Below are 21,555 nucleotides of genomic sequence, written 5' to 3'. Positions count from 1 at the left end.
GCAGATGATCGAACTCAGACCTTTCGCAAAACTCGGCGGCGCCGATCACGGCTGGCTCAAGGCCAAGCACCATTTCTCCTTCGCCAGCCATTATGATCCGGACAACATGGGGCATGGCGCCTTGCGGGTGTGGAACGACGACGAGATCGCGCCGAACACCGGCTTTCCCGCCCATCCCCATGCCAACATGGAAATCATCACCTATGTGCGCGAGGGCGCGATCACCCATCAGGACAGCCTCGGCAACGAGGGACGTACCGAGGCGGGCGACGTTCAGGTGATGAGCGCCGGCAGCGGCATCCGCCACTCCGAATACAATCTCGAGCCGACCCAGGCGCGGATCTTCCAGATCTGGATCGAGCCGACGGCACGCGGCGGACAACCGACCTGGGGCTCGAAGCCGTTCCCGAAGGCGGACCGGTCCGGCAAGCTGGTCACCATCGCGAGCGGGATCGAAGGTGATACCGACGCGCTGCCGATCCGCGCCGATGCGCGAGTGCTCGCCACCACGCTGAAGGCGGGCGAGAGCGCGGAGTACACGCCGCAGAAGTCGCGGCATCTCTATCTCGTGCCCGCGGCGGGCACGGTCGAGATCAACGGCGTGCGCGTCAACGCCCGCGACGGCGCCGCGATCCGCGACGAGGACCGGCTGACGATCACTGCGCTGGAAGATTCCGAGATCGTGCTCGTCGACGCGGCCTAACCCCCGCTCCTTCCGTCATGGCCGGGCTTGTCCCGGCCATCAACGCCCATCCGCACGGAAGCAAGAACGTGGATGCCCGGGACAAGCCTGGGCATGACGTCCTCAACACCTAGTCAAACTCATCCCCCAACGGAGCCCACCATGACCAAAGTTCTCGTCCTGTATTATTCCGCCTATGGCCACATCGAAGCCATGGCCAACGCCGTCGCCGAAGGCGCGCGCGAAGCCGGCACCCTGGTCGACATCAAGCGCGTGCCGGAACTGGTGCCGGCCGAGGTCGCGAAAGCCTCCCATTACAAAGTCGATCAGGCCGCCCCGATCGCCAAGGTCGAGGACCTCGCCAATTACGATGCGATCATCGTCGGCACCGGCACCCGCTTCGGGCGCATGGCCTCGCAGATGGCGAACTTCCTCGACCAGGCCGGCGGGCTCTGGGCCAAGGGCGCGCTCCACGGCAAGGTCGGCGGCGCCTTCACGTCCACCGCGACCCAGCATGGCGGCCAGGAGACCACGCTGTTCTCGATCATCACCAACCTCTTGCATTTCGGCATGGTCGTGGTCGGCATGAACTATGGCTTCGCCGGACAGATGAAGCTGGACGAGGTCACCGGCGGCGCGCCCTACGGCGCCACCACGATCACCGGCGGCGACGGCAGCCGCCAGCCCAGCGCCAACGAGCTCGCCGGCGCGCGCTATCAGGGCCGCCAGATCGCGGAGACCGCCAGGAAGCTGCATGGCTGATGCGCCAGGGGCGGCATTCTCTTTCGAAAATGCCGCCCCATTTGCGTGGAAGACGTTTTCACCAAGACCGATACGAATGGCTTTCGAACTGCTGTTGATCGCGCAGATGATCCGCCGGCCCGCACAGGCGCTGGCGCGGCGCTGGTATTGTCGCAGCCTCGTTCGCGCCTCGCGTGGCCGGTTTCGCTGCGCCGGTTGTAATGCATCGTGATGTCGGCGCCCCACGTCAGGCCTGCGTGATGTCCGCGAGCGGAGGGATGCCGAGCGCTGGCGCAGGTGGCGGGGCCGTCGAAAGCCACCAGCCCTCACCGGCAAACCAGCACGTCTCGTCCTGAGCGCCTCCTCTGCGAAGGGACTGCACGCTATCCCATCCTTTTGCGAACGCCGCGGCCAATCGCCGGCCAGCTTCAGCATCCTGCAATCCCGCACAGCCGATGAACTGGGCACGGCCCAGGAATTTCGCCGGCCAGATCGCGCCTTGGTCCGGGCGCGTGATCATCAACATGCCGCCGAGCACGCCTTCGGGCGCTAGCGGGAACACCAAGCGTCCGCCCGGCCGCAGTGCGTCGAGCCATTCCGAGGCCGGCTGCGCGGCGCCCGCGCAGACATAGATCACATCCGCGGTCGGCAGATCGGATACGATGCCCGAACGTTCGCGCACGTCGACATGGCCGATGTCCTTGAGATTTTCGCGTGCGAGTCCGGCCAGACGTTCGTCGATTTCGTAGGCATGGACTCGCCCGCCGGGGCCGACGAGGTGCGCAAGGATCGCGGTATAATAGCCGCTGCCCGCCCCGATCTGGATCACGATCTCACCTTCCCTCACCCCGCAGCCGCCGAGCCAGTAAGCGTGTGCACCGGGCATCCCGATGTTGAGACCGCGCGCGTTGTCGAGTGCCAGCAATGTGTTCTGATAGATGAACGCGGGGTCGTCATCAGGCGTCACGACATAGGGATGTCCGCCAAGGCAGATCGACCACGGCCCGGGTCCGACAAAAGCTTCGCGCCTGACGGTGCGAAAGGCCTGCTCGATGCGAGAATCCGTCACCTTCGCCGCGGCGCAGATCAACTGCGCATAGAACGCGCGATATTTTGCCGAACGATCTTCCATGTCGCCTCCGGAAAGACGGAGGCGACGATAACACAACGAGCGCGAGAAGCGGAAGCTTGACGCAATCCGGAGCTTTGCGACGGCGCGATAGACATGCCGATCGCGCGGGTCCTGCCTCAACTGCGTTCGGTCTTGTTCCTGACGAGGTCTTTGCCGATCGGCCGCGCCGGTTCGCTTCGCAGCACCAGCGAGGTCGTGACGGCGCCAAAGCCGGCGATGCGGTCCACGATCGTCTCGAGATCTTCCGGCGCCGGGACGAGCACCTTGAGCACGAAGCAGTCGTCGCCCGTCACGCGATGGACCTCGATGATGTGGGGAATTTCGCCGAACCGCTTGAGACAGGTCTTGATGTGCTCATGCGTGGTGCGCAGGCGCACCAGCGCCATCAGGCCGAGCCCCAGCGCGCGCGGATTGATGCGGGCGCCGTAGCCTTCGATGATCCCGGCTTCCTCGAGCCGCTTGACGCGCTCGGAGACCGCCGGCTGAGACAGCCCGACCGAGCGGCCGAGCTCGGACAGCGGCAGGCGCGCATTGACTTGCAACGCCTCCAGGATCTTCAGATCCTTGGCGTCGATGCTTCCGAAGCGATCCAATAAAATTCTCCTTTCCACCTTGAGATCAACGGCGGATGGCCGATTCCACCGATGACTTGCCATGTGATGCAGCACCGCGCTGCGTCACACTGCCTCCATCTCAGATATCACGGGACGACCATGCACGACACCATCACCCTGCCCGGCCTCGGCGGCTCCGGAGACACCCATTGGCAGACGATCTGGGAGCACAATGATGCGCGCTTCCTGCGGTTTCAGCCTGCGAGCTGGCATCAGCCCGACCTCGATGATTGGGAGCAATCGCTGGAGCGGGCAGTCAGGCGCTGCACGAGGCCGCCCGTGCTGGTCGCTCACAGCCTCGCCTGCCTGTTGGTCGCGCACTGGGCCGCCCGCTTTCCATCTCGCATCGCCGGCGCGTTCCTGGTTGCGGTGCCCGATCCCGATGGCGCCAATTTTCCGGTGGAGGCCGCCGCGTTCAAGACGGCGGCGGAACGCGCGCTGCCGTTCCCTTCCCTCGTCATCGCCAGCACGGACGATCCCTATGGCGAGATCGATGCGACACGACAGCGAGCCAGGGCCTGGCAGTCCTCTCTCATCGTGCTTGGCGCACTCGGCCATATCAATGCGTCGAGCGGACTCGGCGACTGGCCGCAAGGGCGCGCGCTACTGGAGGCCTTCAGTGCGGGCCTTTCGCGATGACCGGTCAGCGCAGTTTGCGCAGCACGGGCGCAGCGATGGCAGCGAGCCCGGGATGTCGGCGCAGGCCCTGCGCGGCGTGGTCGCGCCAAGCGTATGGCAGGCCACGCCAGGACAGCGCGACGCTGACGTCGGTCAGCGGGACCCTCGTGGCGCCGAAGCGGCGCTTATAGTCCTGGTTGCCGATGCTGAGATCGAAGCGGCGCACGCCCTTCGCATGCAGCGCCGCCATGGTGCGCTCGATCACGAGCAGCCCGGGAGAGCAGCTCGACCATGAATCGCCGCCGTGACTGATGCGCAGCAGGCAATAAGTCGCGCCTTGCCTGATGCCGAACGACGTGCCGATGACGCCCTCGTCGCAGACCAGCGCCGCGACGACGGCATAGCCATCCGCGATGCCGTTGCCGACCACGTCGCGATAGAATCGCGCATGGGTCTCGTCGTTGAGGACGAACGGCGAGCCGAGCTTTTCCATGCGCGCCTGCTGCTGCACATCCATCACGTCCAGCAGTTCGTGGGCGCGCGCGACATCGGTGGCGAGCTCGAACCGTGCGCCGGCGTGGCGGGTGAAGACGCGCCAGCAGCGCGGCATCTGCATGCGCTTGATCGAAGCCTGGTAGGCTTCATAGTCGTCGCCGAGCAGCACGAGATTGCCATTGAGCGAGGAGGACCCGCTCCGGCCGAGTGATACCAGCGGATTCGGCTTGCCGCCGATCTCTGCCGGCATCTTCCTCAGGCGCAGCAGATCGAAGCCATCGGGCAGGGCGCGCAGTGCGGGGATCAACGCCTTGCCGATCGCACGCATCGCCGCCGCATCCAGCGCGGCGTCGCGCGACAGGATCGGCGCATTGTTGTCGGAGACGCCGAGATCGGCAAATTCGACGATGCGGATACCGCGCCTGACATGGCTGATCATCGGCACCAGCGCGATGTCCCTGCCCGTCGCGGCATCGGAGATGACGGCGATCAGCGGTGCGAGGTTGCCGAATGCCGCGTACCAGGCGCCGAGCCAGTGATCATGCTGGAACGCGGTGCGATGACCCACGTTCAGGCGCAAAGCAGCCTGCCGCCAGTCGCGCAGGAAATCGACCGCGATCCCCGGCGTGCTCGACACCCGACCTTCTGATTGCTCGACGCTGAGGAATGTCATCCGCGTGACATACGGTTACTGGGTGCTTCCAGATAGATTATGTTTCGTCGCAGACCACAAGCAGCGTCGCTGCTTATCGTTAAGCCGATGCCACCAAAGGCGCTTACTGCGACAAGCTGTCAGCGCGCCGGTTCCGCCGCCTCGACGCACTGGAACCTGGCCAGGAAGTGCAGACCGGCCACCGCAAGCACGAACATGAACCAGATCGGATTTTGCCGATCGAGCAGGAACGTCTCGGTGGCACCGTAATACAAGCCGAACAGCCATATCGTCAGGAACAGCTTTCCCAGCGCGCCGCTGCGGTTGTGCGCCTGCGCCGACTGGAAATTGCGGAGCGGCGCGAGCGCGAAGACGAGTAGCACCAGCAACAGCCCCGGCAGGCCGATGGTGACCGCGAGATCGAGATAGCTGTTGTGGCTGTGGGCCGCGGTCGTCGCCCATTCGGCGCCTTGCGCGGTCTGTCGCGCGGACACGTCGTCCCAGAACGCCGCATAGCCGTGGCCGATGATCGGCTTTTCTGCGACGGCTGCGAGGGCGAACTCCCAGATCGCGGAACGGCCGGTGAAGGTGGGATCGAGCGGAAGCGTCCGCGTGATGCCGCCGAGCGCCGGGCTCATGACGCTGCCAACTGTCAACAGGTTCATCAGGATCAATGGCACGAAGCAGATGATCCGCTTCAGCCACAGGCCGTGCGTGACGTACACCAGTGACGCCAAGAGGTAAATTGCGAGGCACAGCACCGACGACGTTTTGCCGCCGGTGAAGATCAGGAAGATGCCGGCGAGCGCGGCGATCGCCGGGCCCATCACAAACGAGCCGGCCGCGGACAGATAGATGCCGACATAGACCAGGATGGTCATCACCGGCGAAGCCACGTTCTTGTGACCAAAGCTGCCGCGCCAGTCGCCGGCGAGCTGCGGCTCGGTGATGTCGAGTGCCGTATGGATTGAATATTGCGGGGCGAGGACCACGCCGAGATAGCACAGCGCCAGCAATGCGAGCGCGGCAGCGCCGAGGCATAAATTGAAGCTGCGCTGCGTCGGCGGCAACAGCGGCAGCAGCACGGCGAGCGACGTCACGCTCGCGACGAGCACGAACCGCTGGAACGACACGCCGCGACTCTCGGAGAAGACAATGTTGATCAGCAGCCAGCCGATGAGGCAGAGATGCAGCGGGGTAAGCAGGGTCTTCAGCGCCGGTGTATCCGTCACGGCGACACACAGTACCGCGACGACGGCCAGAAGGCCGTAGACGATGTAGGTCAGCGCCATTCGTCCGCCGACCACGGTCACGAAATGCTCGCTGCGCAGGTCCGGAAACGGCTCGAGCGTCACCAGGATCAACAGCAGGGCCGCGACGGCGACGAGGCATCGCGCCGCGCGCATGGCGCTCACCCCTGCGAGTCCGTCACGCAGGACGTGGCCGAATGATCGGTCTTCGACGTCAGTCATATCAGCGGTGCTGCAATCCAAGCTGCAATCCATGGCGACAGCTGGTGAGGCCGGCCAAGCTCAGGTCTAGCTCACCGCCGTTAACCACCCGTCAACCAGCTTGGCGAAGGCGACAGGCAGATTTGGCACGAGCAGCGTTGCCGCGCTCCTCCGGATTTGCAGCAGGCCCGATGTCGCCTGCTTAACGTTACTCCACGAATCAGGCGTCGCGCGGGCGCTCGCGGCAGCGAACTCGCCGATAATGCGGCTATCATCCGCGGCAGCCGAGGTTTCGGCAGACGCGCCCTGGTTAACAGACCATTAAAGACGAGCTGCCGCTTGATCACCGCCGACGAGGTTCTCGAATTACCGGCCGCCTCACGCGTAGCGCCGGCGACGCGCCTGCCGCTGCCGGTCACCCCGACCCCCTCGGTCTCCGTCGTCATTCCCGCCAAGAACGCTGCGGCCTATATCGGCGAAACCATCGCGAGCGCACTGGCGCAGGACGATGTCGGCGAGGTGATCGTCGTGGACGACGGCTCGACCGACGACACGATTGCCATCGTTCACGCCATGCGCGATCCGCGGCTGCGGATGATGAGCAACGATTCTGCCGGCGTGTCTGCGGCGCGCAATCTCGGCGCGCGCCATGCGAGCGGCGATTGGCTGCTCTTCCTCGACGCCGACGACCGCCTGCGTCCCGGCGCCGTGGCGGCGCTGCTGACGGCGGCGCGCGGCGCCCCGCGCGCGGTTCTCGTCTATGGCGATTACAACACGATCGACAGCGAGGGACGGCAGATCGGCCGGCGCGACCTGCTGAAGAAACGCAGCAAGCCATCCGGCGACGTGCTGACGCGGCTTGCGGCCGGCAATTTCATCGTCAATGGCGGCATCGTGATCACCCGTGCCGAAGCTTTCCGCGCCGTCGGCGGCTTCGACGTCTCGCTCAGATATTGCGAGGACTGGCACTGCTGGTGCCGGCTTGCCGCGATCGGCGAGTTCGAGTTCGCACCAAAGCTCCTGCTCGACTATCGCGTGCATACGGCCAACACGATGAATGCGGGAGTGCGGACGCCGCACGACTTCTTCCCCGCGGTCGCACGCGTGTTCGACGACGGCCTGATCCTGGCAAGACTGCCCGAAGGCATGGCCGGCCCGCTGCGCCAGGCCGCCGAGGTCCATCTCGTCACCTATTCGGCGATGCAGGCCGTGCGCTTCGGCAGATATCGCCAGGCCTTCGCCTATCTCGCGATGGTTGGCCGGCGGTCGCTCAAATCGCTGCCGCGCGCGGCGCTTCGGGTCCTTCTCACCCGCTTTGGCATCTAGGACGCCTATCACGGCATCAGGACACGATCTTCGAGGCCTCATAGGGCCTCGGCTCGATGCCGAATGCCGCGAGCACCGAGCCCAGCGCGACCATCACCGGATGCATCGCAACGACGGCCTTCGAGGACGTCAGCAGGCTGGCCGCGCGAACCAGCGACAGCGGCAGCCGCCCCAGCATCTGCGCGAACACCAGCGCGCGCGCCGTCGCGCTCTGCGCGGCCTTCGACTGCACGCGATAATTGATGGCGCCGATGCGCAAGCCTCGCTTCGCGATCCAGCCGAGGCTGGTGCGGCTCTGCGGCACGGTCTCGGTGATGACGGCCTCGGCCGTCCAGTGGAAAGTCAGGCCGGCATCGCGGCACCGCACGAAGAAATCGCAATCGCCGCCGCCGAGGAAATTGAACCGCAGGTCGAAGGCCGGGCGTTCGAACCGTTCGAACACCGCGCGCGTGATCAGGCAATTGCCGCAGCCATAGATCAGCGGCACTGCGCCGCTGTAATCATAGGCGGGACAGAAGGCGGGATGTCGCGACAGCCAGGGTTGGCTGTTGTCTGCGAAAACCGGCAGCACCGGTCCGCCGACCACGTCGGCGCCGGTCGCCTCCGCGGTGCGAACCATCAACTCGAGCCAGTCGGGCGATGCGATCTCGTCGTCGTCGATCATCAGGAAGCGCGTCGCGGCGGGAAACAACGCCTGCGCCGTCTCGAACGCGGCGTTGATCGCCTGGCAATTGCCCTGCCGCTTCTCGACGAGGCAGATGCCCTGCAGCCTGCCATCGGCGAGATATTCCGCGGCGACCGGCGCGCTTTCGCGCCGCGCCGTATCGTTCTCGACCATGACGACGGCAAAGGAGCGGGGCGTGCGCTGGCTCACCAGCGAGTCCAGGGTCAGCCGCAGATGCTGCGGACGACGGAAGCAGGGAACGCAGACGACGATGCCGACCGAAAGATCGATGACGCGGGAGCTCGCCACGATCTCCCGATTGGGATCGGAGACCACGTCCGAGATGCGCGTCGCGGACAGCTCTGTCGGGATCAATGTCATGGCGTCCTAGATGTCCGAGATATGTTGAAAAAACCCTGCTTCGATCACGCGGATCGGTCACGTCCCGCCACGGCACAACGTCGCGGGACAGTGGCGTCCCAAAATGAACGGCCGCGCGGCGCATCCCGCCACGACGCCGGCGATTTGCAGCCATCTCGGCACGATACCGCGCACTTAACCGCGTTCGCGTGCTTCTGACGCAAAACCGTGCACGCGTGGTAGTGCAATTCGCAGTCCAATGCGCCGACGACGGCTCGAGATGAACAATGCTGTAGTTAACGCCTATGTGCATTAACCGGACTGTAAGCACTGCGAGCAGTGAGACGGCGCGGCATTAGATTTGCTCTTCGGGGGAGCGAGTTTTTTCCTGTAAATTTGAATAGAACAAGCGCGGTCAGAAAATCATGAACAAGCCAGCGACGATCGATTTCGCGACAACCACGGCCATCAAGGCCTCCGCGGCGGCCCCACTCGCACTGCACGATCTGGTCCCCGGCGAAGCCCGCGACAGCCTGCTCGCCGTCCATGACGTGCTGCGCCGCGAGCTGCCGCAAGGCCGGCTCGCCATCTATGAAGCCGGCGGCGGCTCGTGCAGCGTCCTGCCGCCGGAATTGCCGGGCCGCAGTCACGTCACCGTCGTCGACATCGACGAGGACCAGGTCCGCAACAACACCTATGCGGATGAAGCGATCCTCGGCGACGTCCAAACCTGTCGTTTCGGGGGCGAGACCTTTGATCTCGTGATCTGCTACAACGTGATCGAACATCTTCCCGATGTCGAAGCCGCACTGCTGAATTTCCGCGATGCGCTCAAGCGCGGCGGATTGATCCTGATCGGCGCGCCCAATCCGCGCTCGCTGTCGGGGGTCATCACCAAATATTCGCCGCACTGGTTTCACGTCTGGTTCTACCGTCACATCCGCGGCATCAAGGATGCGGGCCTGCCCGGCGAGCCGCCCTTCCCGACCTTCTTCCATCCGCTGGTGACGTTGCCGAGGCTCGAAGCCTTCGCAGCCGCCAACGGGCTCGAGATGATCTATCGGCGCGAAGTCGAGAGCCCGCGCTATCCCGAGATGCGCGGGCGCAAGCCGCTGCTTGCAGCCCTGGTCGACGCCGGTGCCGCAGTGATGAACGCGGTGCTCCCGCGCGGCACCGACGTCCGCCGCGGCGACTATCACGTCATCCTGCGAAAGAGCTGAAGCCATGCGCGCGCAATCGATCGAACGGCGAGCGACGCTTCGCGGGCACGCTGCGCGCGGTAACCACCCGTTAATCTCTGGGGGATCGCGGCGACGCTCCGAAAGGCGGCATGCGCTTAAACGCTTTGTTTGCCATTTCGGTGAATAGTCCCTCAATGAGTATGGTTAATTTTCCCTGTTGCGTTAATTGGGCACCTATATCCCGGGTGCGTGGCGTAAAGCGAAGAGTAACCCCTCAGCCGCGGCACTTGGAATGAAAGCTGGGGATCATGCTTGACTATGACCAGCCGATCGATCGGGCCAGACCGGAGGCGCAACGGAAGCCTCAAGCCGGCTTCAACGCGCTGGAGCTCGCCAATCTGCTGTGGCGGCGAAAGGTCGCGATTGCCGCGGCCGCGCTGCTCGGCGCGACGCTTGCCGTCACCGTCGGCAAGAGCCTGACCCCTCGCTACACCGCCACTGCCCAGCTCTATGTCGACCCGCGCGAGCTCCAGCTGGTCGATCGCGAGCTCACGCCGCGCGCGCAGGATGTCTCCGGCATGTCCATGGTGGTGGAGAGCCAGGCGCGCCTGATCACCTCCAACAGCGTGCTGCTCCAGGTCATCCAGCAAGCCGGTCTCGACAAGGATCCGGAATTCGGCGGGGGCGGCGGCGCGAGCCTGATGTCCTCGCTGCTCGGCCTGGTCGGCCTGCAACCCCGCGCGCCTTCCGCAGCTGAGAAGAAGGAAGTGGAGCTCGCGGCGCTCGACGCGTTGAACAAGCACATCACGGTCCGCAAGACCGAGAAGAGCTTCATCGTCGACATCGAGGTCTGGTCGACCGATCCGGCCAAGGCCGCGATGCTCGCCAACACGCTGACCAATGCCTACCTCGCGGAATCCCGCAACTCGCAGGCTTCGGCAGCACGCCGCGCCACCAACGATCTGTCCGGCCGCCTGAAGGAGTTGCGCGAACGGCTGCGCAATGCCGAGACCGCGCTCGCCACCTACAAGGCTCAGAACAATTTCGTCGGCACCCAGGACACGCTGATCAGCGACCAGCAGCTGTCTGCCAGCAACCAGCGCCTCGCCGCCGCCCGCGCCGCGACGATGGATGCGCAGGCTCGGCTCGACCAGATCGAGGCGAGCCGGCGGACGGCTGCGGATGCAGGAGCGATCCCCGAGGCGCTGCAATCGCCGACGATCGCGAATTTGCGCGCGCAATACGCCGACGCCCGCAAGAAGTATGCTGAGCAGGCCGGCGAGCTCGGCCCGCGCCACCCGGCGCTGCGCCAGACCGAGAAGCAGGTCGAGGACCTCAAGCGCACCATCAGCGAGGAGATCGACCGCTTCGCCCAATCCGCCAAGAACGATCTGACCCGCGCCCGCGACTTCGAGGCCTCGCTCAACCGGGCGCTGGAAGCGCAGAAGCGGCAGAGCGTCCAGCTCAGCCAGGCCTCAGTGCGCCTGCGCGAGCTCGAACGCGAGGCCGATGCCAGCCGCGACGTCTATCAATCCTTCCTCAAGCGCTCGCGCGAGACCGAGGAGCAGGAGAGCCTGAACACCTCGGCAGCCCGAATCATCGGCGAAGCGACGGTGCCGCAGCGGCGGTCGTTCCCGCCCGCGATGAGCCTGTTCGCCATGATCGGCTTCATCTTCGGCGCGGTCGCCGCCTCGAGCTGGTTCGTCGCGGCCGAGCTGATGTTCGCCGGTGCGAGCGCGCCCGCGCCGACGCCGGTACGTCCACAGCGTACGCCGGCGCCGGATGCCGCGCGGGCCCCGCAGCGCGCGCGTGCCCCGGAACCCTCGCCGCCTGAGCAGGAAGTCGCGCAAGCAACGCCGGAACTCGTCGCGCCTCCGCTGCAGCCTGCAATGGTCGAAAAGCCGCTGATCGAGAAGCCGCTGATCGCACGGTTCCAGGAGGCCGACGTCATCCATACGCTCGGCGCCATTCTCGCCACGGGCGGCGGCGTCGATCTTACGCGGCTGGGCTGGCCGACGCTGCGCCCGGGCTTCCCCCTGACCACGCTGCTCAATGCCTGGCGCGACATGCGTGCTGCGGTAGCCCGCCGGGCCGCCGGCAAGGCAATGCCAGTGATCGCGCTCGTCGGTCCCGGCGAGACTACCGGACGCAGCGTGACCGCACTGAACTTTGCGCTGGCGGCCGCGCGCGACGGCGCCCGCGTGCTGATCATCGACGCCGACCATCTGGCACGCCCGCTCTCGAACAAGGTCAGCCGTGGCGGAAAGAACGAACCGAGCCGGCTCGGCTGGCTCTCGATCGGCAGCAAGGATTCGCGCGAGATCAAGACGGTGAACGGCATTTCGGTGCTGCCGGCCGCTGACGGCGACGCAGGCAAGGCGACCGAAGCCATCCGCAAGGCCATTGCGCAGGCGCGCGCCGCGGGCGGATATGATCTCGTGATCCTCGACGGCCCCCCGGTGCCGCTCGCAGCCGGCGGCCGCAAGCTGCTCGACGATACCGACGCGGTGGTGGCGGTGCTGCCGACCAGCCTCGACATCAACGATGGCCTGGAAGAGATCCTGGCCACGCTCGGCCGCGCCGAGCGCAAGCTCGTCGGCGTCGTGCTCGACGAGCTCACTCCCGCAGCCCAAACGCGACAGCGGGGCAGACAATATGCTTGAGCGCCGCGTCAACATCGCTGGACGGGCGGCAACTGCCGACGTGCCGCGAACCACCGTCGGCGGCCTTCGCATGGCCGCGATCGACCTGGAAGAAACTGCCGATTTCATGATCGAGGCGACAGATCCCGACAATCGCATCGGCCGGCCCCTGTTCCTGACCTCGGCAAATGGCGAGGTGCTGGCCCGCTGCTCGACCGAGCCGCAGACCGAGCGCCTGTTCCGCGGCGCCGATCTGATCAACGCCGATGGCCAGCCGCTGGTCGCTGCTTCGAAGCTGCAATCCTGGTTTCCGCTGCCGGAACGCGTCGCGACCACGGACCTGTTCCACCTCGTCGCGCGCAAGGCGGAAGCGGTGGGCCGCACCTTCTACATGTTCGGCGCCAGCGAGGCCGAGAACATCGCAGCGGTCCAGAACGTCCAGAAGATGTATCCGAACCTCAAGATCGTCGGGCACAGCCACGGCTATCTGCGCGGCGAAGCGCTGCGCGCAAAGGTCGACGAGATCAACGCGCTTGCGCCGGATTATCTATGGGTTGCACTCGGCGTGCCCAACGAGCAGGCATTCGTGGAGGAGTTCACGCCGCATCTCACCAATGTTGGCGTTATCAAGACATCTGGCGGCCTCTTCAATTTCTTGTCAGGCAGCCGTTCCCGCGCGCCGCAATGGATGCAGAAGATCGGACTGGAATGGGCCTGGCGGACCTGGCTCGAGCCACGCCGCCTGCTCTGGCGCTATTTGACCACCAACCCCCGCGCGCTCTATCTTCTCTTCGGCCGCAACCGACCCCTCCGCTAGAAGAAGAGCTGAAGACGACATGACCGACCGACCGACCGTCCTCGTCACCGGGGGCGCGGGCTATATTGGCTCGCATGCCTGCCGCGCACTGACCGCCGCCGGCTACCAGCCCGTCGTTTATGACAATCTCTCGACAGGTCATCGCAGTTTCGTCGCTGGCCCCCTGGTAACCGGCGACCTGCTCGACGGCACGACGCTGGCGCGCGCCTTCGCCGATCACAAGATCACGGCGGTGATGCATTTCGCGGCGGCGAGCCTCGTCGGCGAGTCCATGACCGATCCGCAAAAATATTACATCAACAACGTGCAAGGCACGCTGTCCCTGTTGCAGGCGATGCGCAATGCGAACTGCCAGCGCATCGTGTTCTCCTCGACCGGCGCCGTCTATGGCAACGCCGACTCCAAGGAACTGCCGGAAGACTTTCCCTGCGCGCCGATCAATCCCTACGGCGCATCGAAGTTGATGATCGAGCGGATGCTCGTCGACTATCGCTCGGCCTACGGCTTCGGCGCCTTCTGCCTGCGCTATTTCAACGCCAGCGGCGCCGATCCGGGCGGCGGCATCGGCGAGTTGCGCGACAACGAAACCCATCTCATTCCGCGCGCGATGATGGCGCTCCAGGGGCATGTCGAGTTCGCGGTGTTCGGCGACGACTACGACACGCCCGACGGCACCGCGATCCGCGACTATATCCACGTCACCGACCTCGCGGCGGCACATGTGGCCGCATTGAAGCTTCTGGAACAGGGGCATGCCGGCGGAAGCTTCAATCTCGGCACCGGCTCCGGCTTTTCGGTGCGCGAGATCCTCAACGCCATCAGGCAGGAGACCGGACGCGAGGTGCCGCACACCGTCAAGCCGCGCCGCGCCGGCGATCCGACCTATTTGGTCGCCGATCCCTCGGCTGCGAAGAAGGTGCTGAACTTCGTGCCGCGTCACTCCGATCTACCGACGGTGATCCGCACCGCATGGGCCTGGCACCAGAAGGCGCATCCGTTCAGGCCACGTTAGAGAGCCATATTGCAGCTTGCCGGCGGGCAGCTCGAGCGGCTAAAGAGATGAAGAGACTATGACAACCAGCGGCGGCCGCTTTCCGGCCGCCCCGTGTTTTTCGTATGGCCGCCGATGGAAGCGGCATACGTGGCCCCGCGACGCGAGCCGTTTTTCAGCCTGAGAGACCACGACCGAGTGCGCGCATCGGCCTGCCTTGGCGCCACTCAAGGAGCACGAAGCGAATGCATCAGGCCGCAAGCCTGCAGTTCGAGCGCGTGGTGGACGAGTTCGCCCGCTGGCTCGCCGTGCCCGAGGAAGAACGTTCGCCGGCACCGGCCTGGTGGTGGGGATCCGCGATCGCGATGCTCGACGAACACCAGCCGATGCCAAGCGAGTGGTCGCGCACGCTCGGCCTCGGCAACGGATCGGTCTTTGCCGATGGCGCGCGCCTGCTGCTCGCGCTGTTCGGGGATCAGACTTCGATGCCGTGGCCGGACGATTTCCCGCGCAAGGCGGAAAGCAAGGATGACGAGGCTCGCGAGCTGCACCCGCAGCCGTCAGACGACAGCGCGTTTCAGCCGTAATGATGCAGCTTCGGTCGCGGCAAGGTCTTGCTCCGGCTGGAGCGGCGGAGCGCCAATCGGGACCATCGGCCGCAGCAGCTCGGCCATCTGCCGCGCCGGCAATGGTTTGGAGATCAGATAGCCCTGCATCTCGTCGCAGCCATGAGTGCGCAGGAACGCCTCCTGCTCGGCGTTCTCGACGCCTTCGGCAACGACGGTCATGCCGAGCGCCTTGCCCATGCTGATGATCGCCTGTGCGATCGCCTGGTCTTCCGAATCCTGCGGCAAGTCGCGCACGAAGGAGCGATCGATCTTGATCGTGTCGATCGGGAAGTGCTTCATCAGCGACATCGACGAATAGCCCGTGCCGAAATCGTCGATGGCAAGACGGATGCCGCGGCTCTGGATGGCGTCGAGCACCTTGAGCGCGCGACCGACATTGCGCATCATCATGCTCTCGGTGACCTCGAGCTGGAGCAGCACCGGCGACATGCCGGAGGCCGCCAGCGCCTCGTCGACGTCCTGCAACAGATGCTCGTCGGCGAACTGCCGCGGCGACAGGTTAACCGCCATCGACAGCGGCAGCAGGCCGCGGCGCTGCCAGGCCATGGCCTGCGCGCAGGCCTCGTTCAGCACCCAGCGGCCAATCGGGACGATCAGGCCGGTTTCCTCAGCCAGCGGAATGAACTGCGCCGGCGAGACATTGCCGAGATCGGGATGGGTCCAGCGCAGCAGCGCTTCGACGCCGGTGATCTGGCCGGTCTCCATGTCGATCTTGGGCTGATAGTTCAGCGAGAACTGCTCGCGCTCCAGCGCCCGGCGCAGTGCGCTCTCCAGCGACAGCCGCTCGATCGACTGCGTCTTCACTTCCTTGGAGAAGAAGCGATAGCCGTTCTTGCCGTCCTCCTTGGCGAGATACATCGCCATGTCGGCGTTCTTGGTCAGCGTCTGCGCGTCGGAACCGTTGGCCGGATACATAGCGATGCCGATCGAGGCCGTGGTGTGGCACTCGTGCCCGGCCAGCTCCATGGGCTCGGCGAGCGCGGCGAGCAACCCGGTGGCGATGTGCTGGACGACATCGATTTCGCCGCACTGGTCGAGGATCACCACGAACTCATCGCCGCCGAGCCGTGCCACGACGTCGCTGGCCCGCAACGCACCACGCAGGCGGTTCGCGACTTCGAGCAGGAGCAGGTCGCCGGCCTCGTGGCCCAGCGAATCGTTGATGACCTTGAAGCGGTCGAGATCGATGAACAGCACCGCAAAACGGTGGTCGTGGCGCTGCGCCGTGTCGATCGCCTCGCGCAGCAGCCCGTTGAACGTCTCGCGGTTCGGCAGGTCGGTCAGGCTGTCATGCGAAGCAAGGTATTCGATCCGCTCGTCGGCCTTGTGCTTCTCGTCGGCGCGATCGAAATTCTCCATCGCGAAGGCGACGTTGTCGGCGAGGCGCTGCAACAGCTCGACGAACTCGGCCGTGAAGGTGTCCCGCTCCGTCGACATGTAGATCATGACGCCGACAGCCAGATCGTGAACAATGAGCGGGATCGCCGCACCCGAACGCGCACCGTCGCCGCGAACGATGGCGTGGAAGGCGCTCACACGCGCGTCAGTGAGATAGTCGTTGCTGATGCAGGGCTGCCGGGTCCGGAACGCGGTGCCCGCCATCCCGCGTCCTTCGGGGCGTTCGGGGTCGACCGAGAGGCGGACGTTACGCGTGGTATCGGACGACGGTCCGGCGCTGGCGACGATCTTGAGCTGGTCGCTGTCGGCGCTTGCGAGCGCGACGGTCGTCGAGGTGAACTTGGCGCCGTTCGAAGCGGCGAGACAGACGAGGTCGAACAATTCGGCGCGCGACTTCGCCCGCATGATCGCCTCATTGGTCGCGCTCAGGGCCGCGAACATGCGCCTCAGTCGCTCCTTCTGCGCCTCGGTGCGGGCCTTTTCCTCGGCGCGATCGAAATTGTCGAGCGCGAAGGAGACGTTTTCCGCGAGGCGCGCCAGCAGCTCGACCAGATCCGGTGTGAAGGTATCCTCCTCCGGAGCAAGGAACAGCAGGATGCCGATCGGCTCCTGGCCGGCGCGCAGAAGCGGGAAGCTGGCGGCGGCACGGGTCCCGTCCTCCACGGCCTTTGAGTGCCAGTGTGCCGAGCGTGGATCGTGCATGTAGTCGTTGATGACACTGGGCCGGCGCGTCCGCACCGAAATTCCGATGATCCCCTGGCCCTCGGGATGCTCGGAGGAAATCGCGCAGCTCCGCCCGACCATCCGCTCCTGCAGCCGTCCCTTCACCGCGACGACCCGGACCAGCTCACATGTCTCGTCGATGAGTCCGATCGTCGCCGAGGCGAACATGCCGCCCAGTACCGCCGCCTGACATGCGACGTCGAACAGCTCCTCGCGGGTCTGTGCGCGCATGATCGCTTCGTTGGTGGCGCTCAATGCCGCGAACATGCCGCTCAACCGGTCCCGCTGCTTGTCGGCCTTCGCCTTCTCCTCGGCGCGATCGAGATTTGCGACCGCGAACGAGACGTTGCGCGCAAGCCGTTCCAGCAGTTCGAGCAACTCGGGCGTGAATGTGCCGATCTCGAGGGAGTTGAACAGGAACACGCCTTCGGTGCGGTCGCCGACGAGCAGCGGCAGCGCAGCGGAAGACTTGACGCCGGTGCGGCGCGCACTGTCGTACCACGGCTGGAGCCGGTCGTCGGCCAGCAGGTCGTTGGACAGGCAGGGCTGTCCGGTGCGGAAACACGTGCCGGTCAGGCCTCGTCCCTCCGGCACCTTATCCGTCGTGGCAAGTTTGAGTTTGCGCACTTCATCTGAGTTCGGCCCGGCGGAGGCGACGACCCGCAATAGCTCGGAGGCAGGCTCGGCGAGCGCGATCGTCGCCGAGCCGAACTTGCCGCCCTGTACCGAGGCTTCGCATACGAGATCGAACAGCTCGGCACGCGACGTCGCCCGGATGATCGCTTCATTGGTGGCGCTCAGCGCGGCATACATGCGCGCGAGCCGTTCTTCCTCGCGCGCGATCTGCGCCTTCTCCTCGTCGCGATCGAAGTTCTGGAGTGCAAACGAAACATTCTCCGCCATGCGCAGCAGAAGCGCGACGACTTCCTGATCTTTGGCCCAGGATTTGCTGATGAAGAAGAGGATGACGCCGACACTCTCGCCACCTTTGACCAGCGGGGCCGCGACGCAGGCTGCAACACCCGCGTTGACATTGACCTCCTCCCACAGCGTTCCCTTGGTGCGACTGACGAGGTCTTCCTCGACATGAGGCTTTTGACTACGGAAGACATTGCCGGAGACGCCGCGGCCATAGGGATTGTCGGCATCGACGGAGTATTTGGTCTGTGCGACGAGCTCGAGATTCTGGCCAGTGCCTGCGGCGGGCTTCAGCCAGTGGGAATCCCGCTCCTTCAACAGAACGACCGTCGCCAGCGACTTGCCCCCATGGACCGAGGCGTCGCACACGAGCTGGTACAGCTCCTGCTCCGTTTTGGCGCGCAGAATGGCCTCGTTGGTGGCGCTGATTGCGGCGAACATGCGGTTCAGCCGCCGCGTCGCCCGCTCGCTGGTCTGCCGCGCGGTCTCGCGCGCGAAGTTATCCAGCGCATAGGAAATGTTGGCCGACATCCGCTCGAACAGCGACACCATCTGCACGTTCAGAGAGCCGGCCTCGCGGCGGGTCACGAAGAGAACGCCGACACTCTTGCCGTTGCAGAGCAGTGGCAGCGCCGCAGCTGCGCCGATGGCGGCCGACGTCGCACCTGCGCGCCATGCCAGCGACCGCGGATCGTTCAGATAATCGTTGCTGATGCACAGCTTCTGATCGCGAAATGCCTCGCCGCCGACACCCGAGCCTTCAGGTGTGCCGGCTTCCGCCGTGATCACGATGGAGCGCAGCCGCGCAACGTCGTCGCCACAGCCGGCCGCGAAGCCCAGCCGCCGGCCATCCGGCTCCACCAGGAACACGGCGACCGCCAAAAAGTCCCCGCTCGAAAACCCGGCGTCGCAGACCTTCTGGTAAAGCTCCTCCGGCGATTTCGCGTAGAGGATCGCTTCGTTGATGGCGCTCAACGCCGCAAAGGTGCGCGCGAGTGTCGTCGGCACGATCTCAGCTCCCGGGCATTTCTGCCTATTTCTCCCGGGTGCCTTTATGACGCGCGATCGCCTAAGTGGTCGTTATTGCGCAATGTAAACCGTCGATCAAAGTGAACGAGCTGCGAACGAGGGCTGCGAAACTGTCGAAAATACCGCCGCGCGGGACGAATCCTCGACCTAACGCGCGCTCTCTTTACGAATTCGCAGCCCTGTATTGGTTTACGGGAGATTGATATCGCGGCGACGCTTTGAGACGATGCCGGCCAACAAGCAGCCCGCTCAAGGGCACCAGATCGAGGGAACGCGATGCCGATCGTCAGCGCCGATCGCCTCACGCCCATCAGCGCCGCTCTGCTTCGCGCCGCCGGAGCTTCCGAGGAAGGGGCCGGTCAATATCGACCGCGTCAAGGCCGGACACATCGGAGAACAGCAGCATGGATCGGCAGATGATACTGGTCGGCTTCCTCCAGGCGCAGAACTGCACGAATTTGCCGAGTTCGTGGCGGCATCCGGACTCGCGCGACGATTCGATGTCGGCGGACTATTATCAGGAGATCGCCAGAATTCTCGAAGCCGGCAAGTTCCACATGGCCTTCTTCGACGACCGCCTGGCGATGCCGGATCGCTACGGCAACGACCACGCCCACACCGTCGAGTATGGCATCCGCTGCGTGAAGATGGACCCGCTGATCGTGCTGACCACGATGGGCATGGTCACCGAGAAGCTCGGCTTGGCAGCGACCTGCTCGACCACCTATTACGAGCCCTTCGACGTCGCCCGCCGCTTTGCGACGCTCGACCTGATGTCGGGCGGACGTGCGGGGTGGAATGTCGTCACGTCGCTGAACGACGGTGAGGCGCTCAACATGGGGCGCGACTCCCACCCCGAGCACGATTCCCGCTATGACCGCGCCGACGAGTTCATGGAGGTCGTGCTCGGCCATTGGGACACCTGGGAGGACGGCGCGCTGATCATAGACAAGCAAAGCGGCCGCTTTGCCGACCCCGCCAAGGTCAAGCGCCTCGATCACAAGGGGCCGGCCTTCAAATCGCGCGGACCGTTCACAGTGCCGCGCTCGGATCAGGGTCATCCCGTGATCATCCAGGCCGGCGCGTCCGGCCGCGGCCAGCGCTTCGCGGGTCGATGGGGTGAGGTGATCTTCACCGCCGCGCGCAATCTTGCTGCGGCCAAGGAAGGCTACGCCTCTGTGCGCAACGAAGCCGCCAAGGCCGGCCGCGATCCCGACCAGATGTTCCTCTGTAACCTGACCACACCCGTCTGCGCGGCAACCAAGGCCGAAGCCGAGGACAGGATGGCGCTAATCAACACGCTGCCGCTCGAGATCGACGCATTGTCCTTGCTCGCCGAAGCGCTCAACTACGATTTCGCCTCGAAGGATATCGACGAGCCGCTGACGGCGGAAGAACTGAAGAGTATGCAGGGCATCCTCGGCATTCGCGACGGCGTCTTGAAGAATTCGGGCAAGAGCAATCCGAGCGCGCGCGACTTTGTCACCTTCTCCGGCCGCGGCCAGGTGCAGGATGCGATGGTCGGCGGCCCCAGGGACATCGCAGACAAGCTCGAAGAAATGTTCGTGGAACGCGGCTGCGACGGTTTTGTCATCGCCGCGACGTACGTGCCCGGCTCCTATGCGGACTTCGTGCAGCATGTCGTGCCCGAGCTGCAGCGGCGCGGACTGTTCCAGCAGGATTATCGCGGCAGAACGCTGCGGGAAAATCTCGGGCTGAAGCGGCCGTCGGCCGGCGCCTGGAAGAAGCAGCGGCGCGATGCTGCGGAATAGGTTGTCGGGTAGACGAAGAAATCCGCACTGCACTCCACGGTGCTGTAGGGTGGGAAAGCGAAGCGTGCCCACCGCTCTCCCCAACGCGAAAGGATGGTGGGCACGGCGCTTACGCGCCTTTGCCCGCCCTGCGGCAAGGTCCCTCGAAATCAAAACGGCAGCGCCACGCCGGTCTTGATCTCCTTCAGCACCACGTTGCTGCGGACATAGCGGATGCCGGGGATACGGAACATGAACTCGTCCAAGAACCTGTTGTAAGCGGCCATATCCTGCACGACCACCCGCAGGTGATAGTCGGCATCGCCCGTGGTCGCAAAGCACTCCAGCACCTCGCGACGCCCCGTGACGCGTGACACGAACTCGTCGACGAACTTGGCATCATGCCGCTCCAGCGAGACGTGGAGGATGGCGGACATCGTAAAACCCGCCCGCTCACGATCAATCAGCGCGGCGTAGCCATGGATGACGCCGCTGTCCTCGAGCGCACGCACCCGGCGCCAGCAGGCCGAGGTGGACATGCCGACCTCGTCGGCGACCTGCTGATTGGTGGCGCGGCCATCCTTCTGCAGATGGGCGAGTATTCGCGTGTCCTGTTCTTCGATCATGAAACCTCTCAAGGCGGAAAGTTCTACCAAATTTGATCGTGCTGCGCAAAACTCTACCGGATTCGTGATCTACGCGGGATGAATAGGTAAGACCTACCAGCCGCCAGGGCCTAAC

Annotated in this window: 18 protein-coding genes; 11 read left to right on the top strand and 7 right to left on the bottom strand. The window is 65.1% G+C overall.

The features are described 5' to 3' along the window. The first annotated feature begins 4 nt into the window (after positions 1–4). The 3 genes from LPJ38_RS10165 to LPJ38_RS10155 all read left to right on the top strand — a co-directional run bounded on the left by LPJ38_RS10165 (position 5) and on the right by LPJ38_RS10155 (position 1,655). Complete coding sequence (locus LPJ38_RS10165; protein WP_145637705.1) at positions 5–703, top strand: pirin family protein; 699 nt, start codon at positions 5–7, stop codon at positions 701–703. 141 nt (positions 704–844) lie between these two features. Further along, complete coding sequence (wrbA, locus tag LPJ38_RS10160; RefSeq protein ID WP_145637702.1) at positions 845–1,444, top strand: NAD(P)H:quinone oxidoreductase; 600 nt, start codon at positions 845–847, stop codon at positions 1,442–1,444. Further along, positions 1,437–1,655 carry a hypothetical protein gene (locus LPJ38_RS10155; protein ID WP_145637700.1) on the top strand — a complete coding sequence of 73 codons (219 nt, stop codon included), beginning with the start codon at positions 1,437–1,439 and terminating at the stop codon, positions 1,653–1,655. The genes wrbA and LPJ38_RS10155 overlap by 8 nt, the downstream gene beginning before the upstream one ends. 15 nt (positions 1,656–1,670) lie before the next feature. On the opposite strand, the gene LPJ38_RS10150 is transcribed toward LPJ38_RS10155, so the two are convergent. Continuing rightward, complete coding sequence (locus LPJ38_RS10150) at positions 1,671–2,555, bottom strand: protein-L-isoaspartate O-methyltransferase family protein (RefSeq protein ID WP_145637694.1); 885 nt, start codon at positions 2,553–2,555, stop codon at positions 1,671–1,673. A gap of 116 nt (positions 2,556–2,671) precedes the next feature. Beyond that, on the bottom strand, positions 2,672–3,148 hold the full coding sequence (locus tag LPJ38_RS10145; RefSeq protein WP_145637688.1) for an Lrp/AsnC family transcriptional regulator: 477 nt from the start codon (positions 3,146–3,148) through the stop codon (positions 2,672–2,674). Positions 3,149–3,268: 120 nt separating this feature from the next. On the opposite strand from LPJ38_RS10145, the gene LPJ38_RS10140 reads away from it, so the two are divergent. Further along, positions 3,269–3,808, top strand: a complete 540-nt coding sequence (locus tag LPJ38_RS10140) for an RBBP9/YdeN family alpha/beta hydrolase (protein ID WP_158644768.1) — start codon at positions 3,269–3,271, stop codon at positions 3,806–3,808. Between the two features lie 4 nt (positions 3,809–3,812). On the opposite strand, the gene LPJ38_RS10135 is transcribed toward LPJ38_RS10140, so the two are convergent. Both LPJ38_RS10135 and LPJ38_RS10130 read right to left on the bottom strand, forming a co-directional pair. Further along, entirely contained in the window at positions 3,813–4,955 is a 1,143-nt protein-coding gene (locus LPJ38_RS10135) for a GNAT family N-acetyltransferase (RefSeq protein WP_167520560.1), read from the bottom strand. 119 nt (positions 4,956–5,074) lie between these two features. Continuing rightward, a complete protein-coding gene (locus LPJ38_RS10130; protein WP_231088602.1) occupies positions 5,075–6,406 on the bottom strand; it encodes an O-antigen ligase family protein in 1,332 nt (443 codons plus the stop codon). 318 nt (positions 6,407–6,724) lie between these two features. On the opposite strand from LPJ38_RS10130, the gene LPJ38_RS10125 reads away from it, so the two are divergent. Then, the gene (locus LPJ38_RS10125; RefSeq protein ID WP_145637684.1) at positions 6,725–7,711 is read left to right on the top strand and encodes a glycosyltransferase; all 987 of its coding nucleotides are present in this window, start codon (positions 6,725–6,727) and stop codon (positions 7,709–7,711) included. A gap of 16 nt (positions 7,712–7,727) precedes the next feature. Here the strand turns inward: LPJ38_RS10125 and LPJ38_RS10120 are convergent, their stop codons facing one another. Beyond that, complete coding sequence (locus LPJ38_RS10120; RefSeq protein WP_145637682.1) at positions 7,728–8,756, bottom strand: glycosyltransferase family 2 protein; 1,029 nt, start codon at positions 8,754–8,756, stop codon at positions 7,728–7,730. Positions 8,757–9,160: 404 nt separating this feature from the next. Here LPJ38_RS10120 and LPJ38_RS10115 point away from each other — a divergent pair, with 404 nt between their 5' ends. From LPJ38_RS10115 to LPJ38_RS10095, 5 genes are all read left to right on the top strand, one after another. Then, positions 9,161–9,955, top strand: a complete 795-nt coding sequence (locus LPJ38_RS10115) for a class I SAM-dependent methyltransferase (RefSeq protein WP_145637679.1) — start codon at positions 9,161–9,163, stop codon at positions 9,953–9,955. 269 nt (positions 9,956–10,224) lie between these two features. Continuing rightward, a complete protein-coding gene (locus LPJ38_RS10110) occupies positions 10,225–12,579 on the top strand; it encodes an exopolysaccharide transport family protein (RefSeq protein WP_145637677.1) in 2,355 nt (784 codons plus the stop codon). Beyond that, positions 12,572–13,375, top strand: a complete 804-nt coding sequence (locus tag LPJ38_RS10105) for a WecB/TagA/CpsF family glycosyltransferase (RefSeq protein WP_145637675.1) — start codon at positions 12,572–12,574, stop codon at positions 13,373–13,375. Before LPJ38_RS10110 ends, LPJ38_RS10105 begins: the two co-directional genes overlap by 8 nt. A gap of 19 nt (positions 13,376–13,394) precedes the next feature. After that, the gene (gene galE, locus LPJ38_RS10100; RefSeq protein WP_145637673.1) at positions 13,395–14,387 is read left to right on the top strand and encodes a UDP-glucose 4-epimerase GalE; all 993 of its coding nucleotides are present in this window, start codon (positions 13,395–13,397) and stop codon (positions 14,385–14,387) included. Between the two features lie 224 nt (positions 14,388–14,611). After that, complete coding sequence (locus tag LPJ38_RS10095) at positions 14,612–14,953, top strand: hypothetical protein (protein ID WP_145637671.1); 342 nt, start codon at positions 14,612–14,614, stop codon at positions 14,951–14,953. On the opposite strand, the gene LPJ38_RS10090 is transcribed toward LPJ38_RS10095, so the two are convergent. Continuing rightward, positions 14,927–19,042, bottom strand: coding sequence for a bifunctional diguanylate cyclase/phosphodiesterase (locus LPJ38_RS10090; RefSeq protein WP_145637664.1), 4,116 nt, complete (start codon positions 19,040–19,042; stop codon positions 14,927–14,929). The genes LPJ38_RS10095 and LPJ38_RS10090 overlap by 27 nt on opposite strands. Before the next feature lie 425 nt (positions 19,043–19,467). Between LPJ38_RS10090 and LPJ38_RS10085 the strand changes: the two genes are divergently transcribed. Continuing rightward, positions 19,468–20,835 carry an LLM class flavin-dependent oxidoreductase gene (locus LPJ38_RS10085; RefSeq protein WP_145637662.1) on the top strand — a complete coding sequence of 456 codons (1,368 nt, stop codon included), beginning with the start codon at positions 19,468–19,470 and terminating at the stop codon, positions 20,833–20,835. 149 nt (positions 20,836–20,984) lie between these two features. On the opposite strand, the gene LPJ38_RS10080 is transcribed toward LPJ38_RS10085, so the two are convergent. Continuing rightward, a complete protein-coding gene (locus LPJ38_RS10080; protein ID WP_145637659.1) occupies positions 20,985–21,440 on the bottom strand; it encodes an Lrp/AsnC family transcriptional regulator in 456 nt (151 codons plus the stop codon). Between the last annotated feature and the right edge of the window lie 115 nt (positions 21,441–21,555).

Origin of the sequence: Bradyrhizobium daqingense, from assembly GCF_021044685.1 — a bacterium.
Classification (GTDB): Bacteria; Pseudomonadota; Alphaproteobacteria; order Rhizobiales; family Xanthobacteraceae; genus Bradyrhizobium; species Bradyrhizobium daqingense.
The sequence above is the reverse complement of the archived record's forward strand: the minus strand, read 5'-3'. Positions and strand labels throughout refer to the sequence as shown.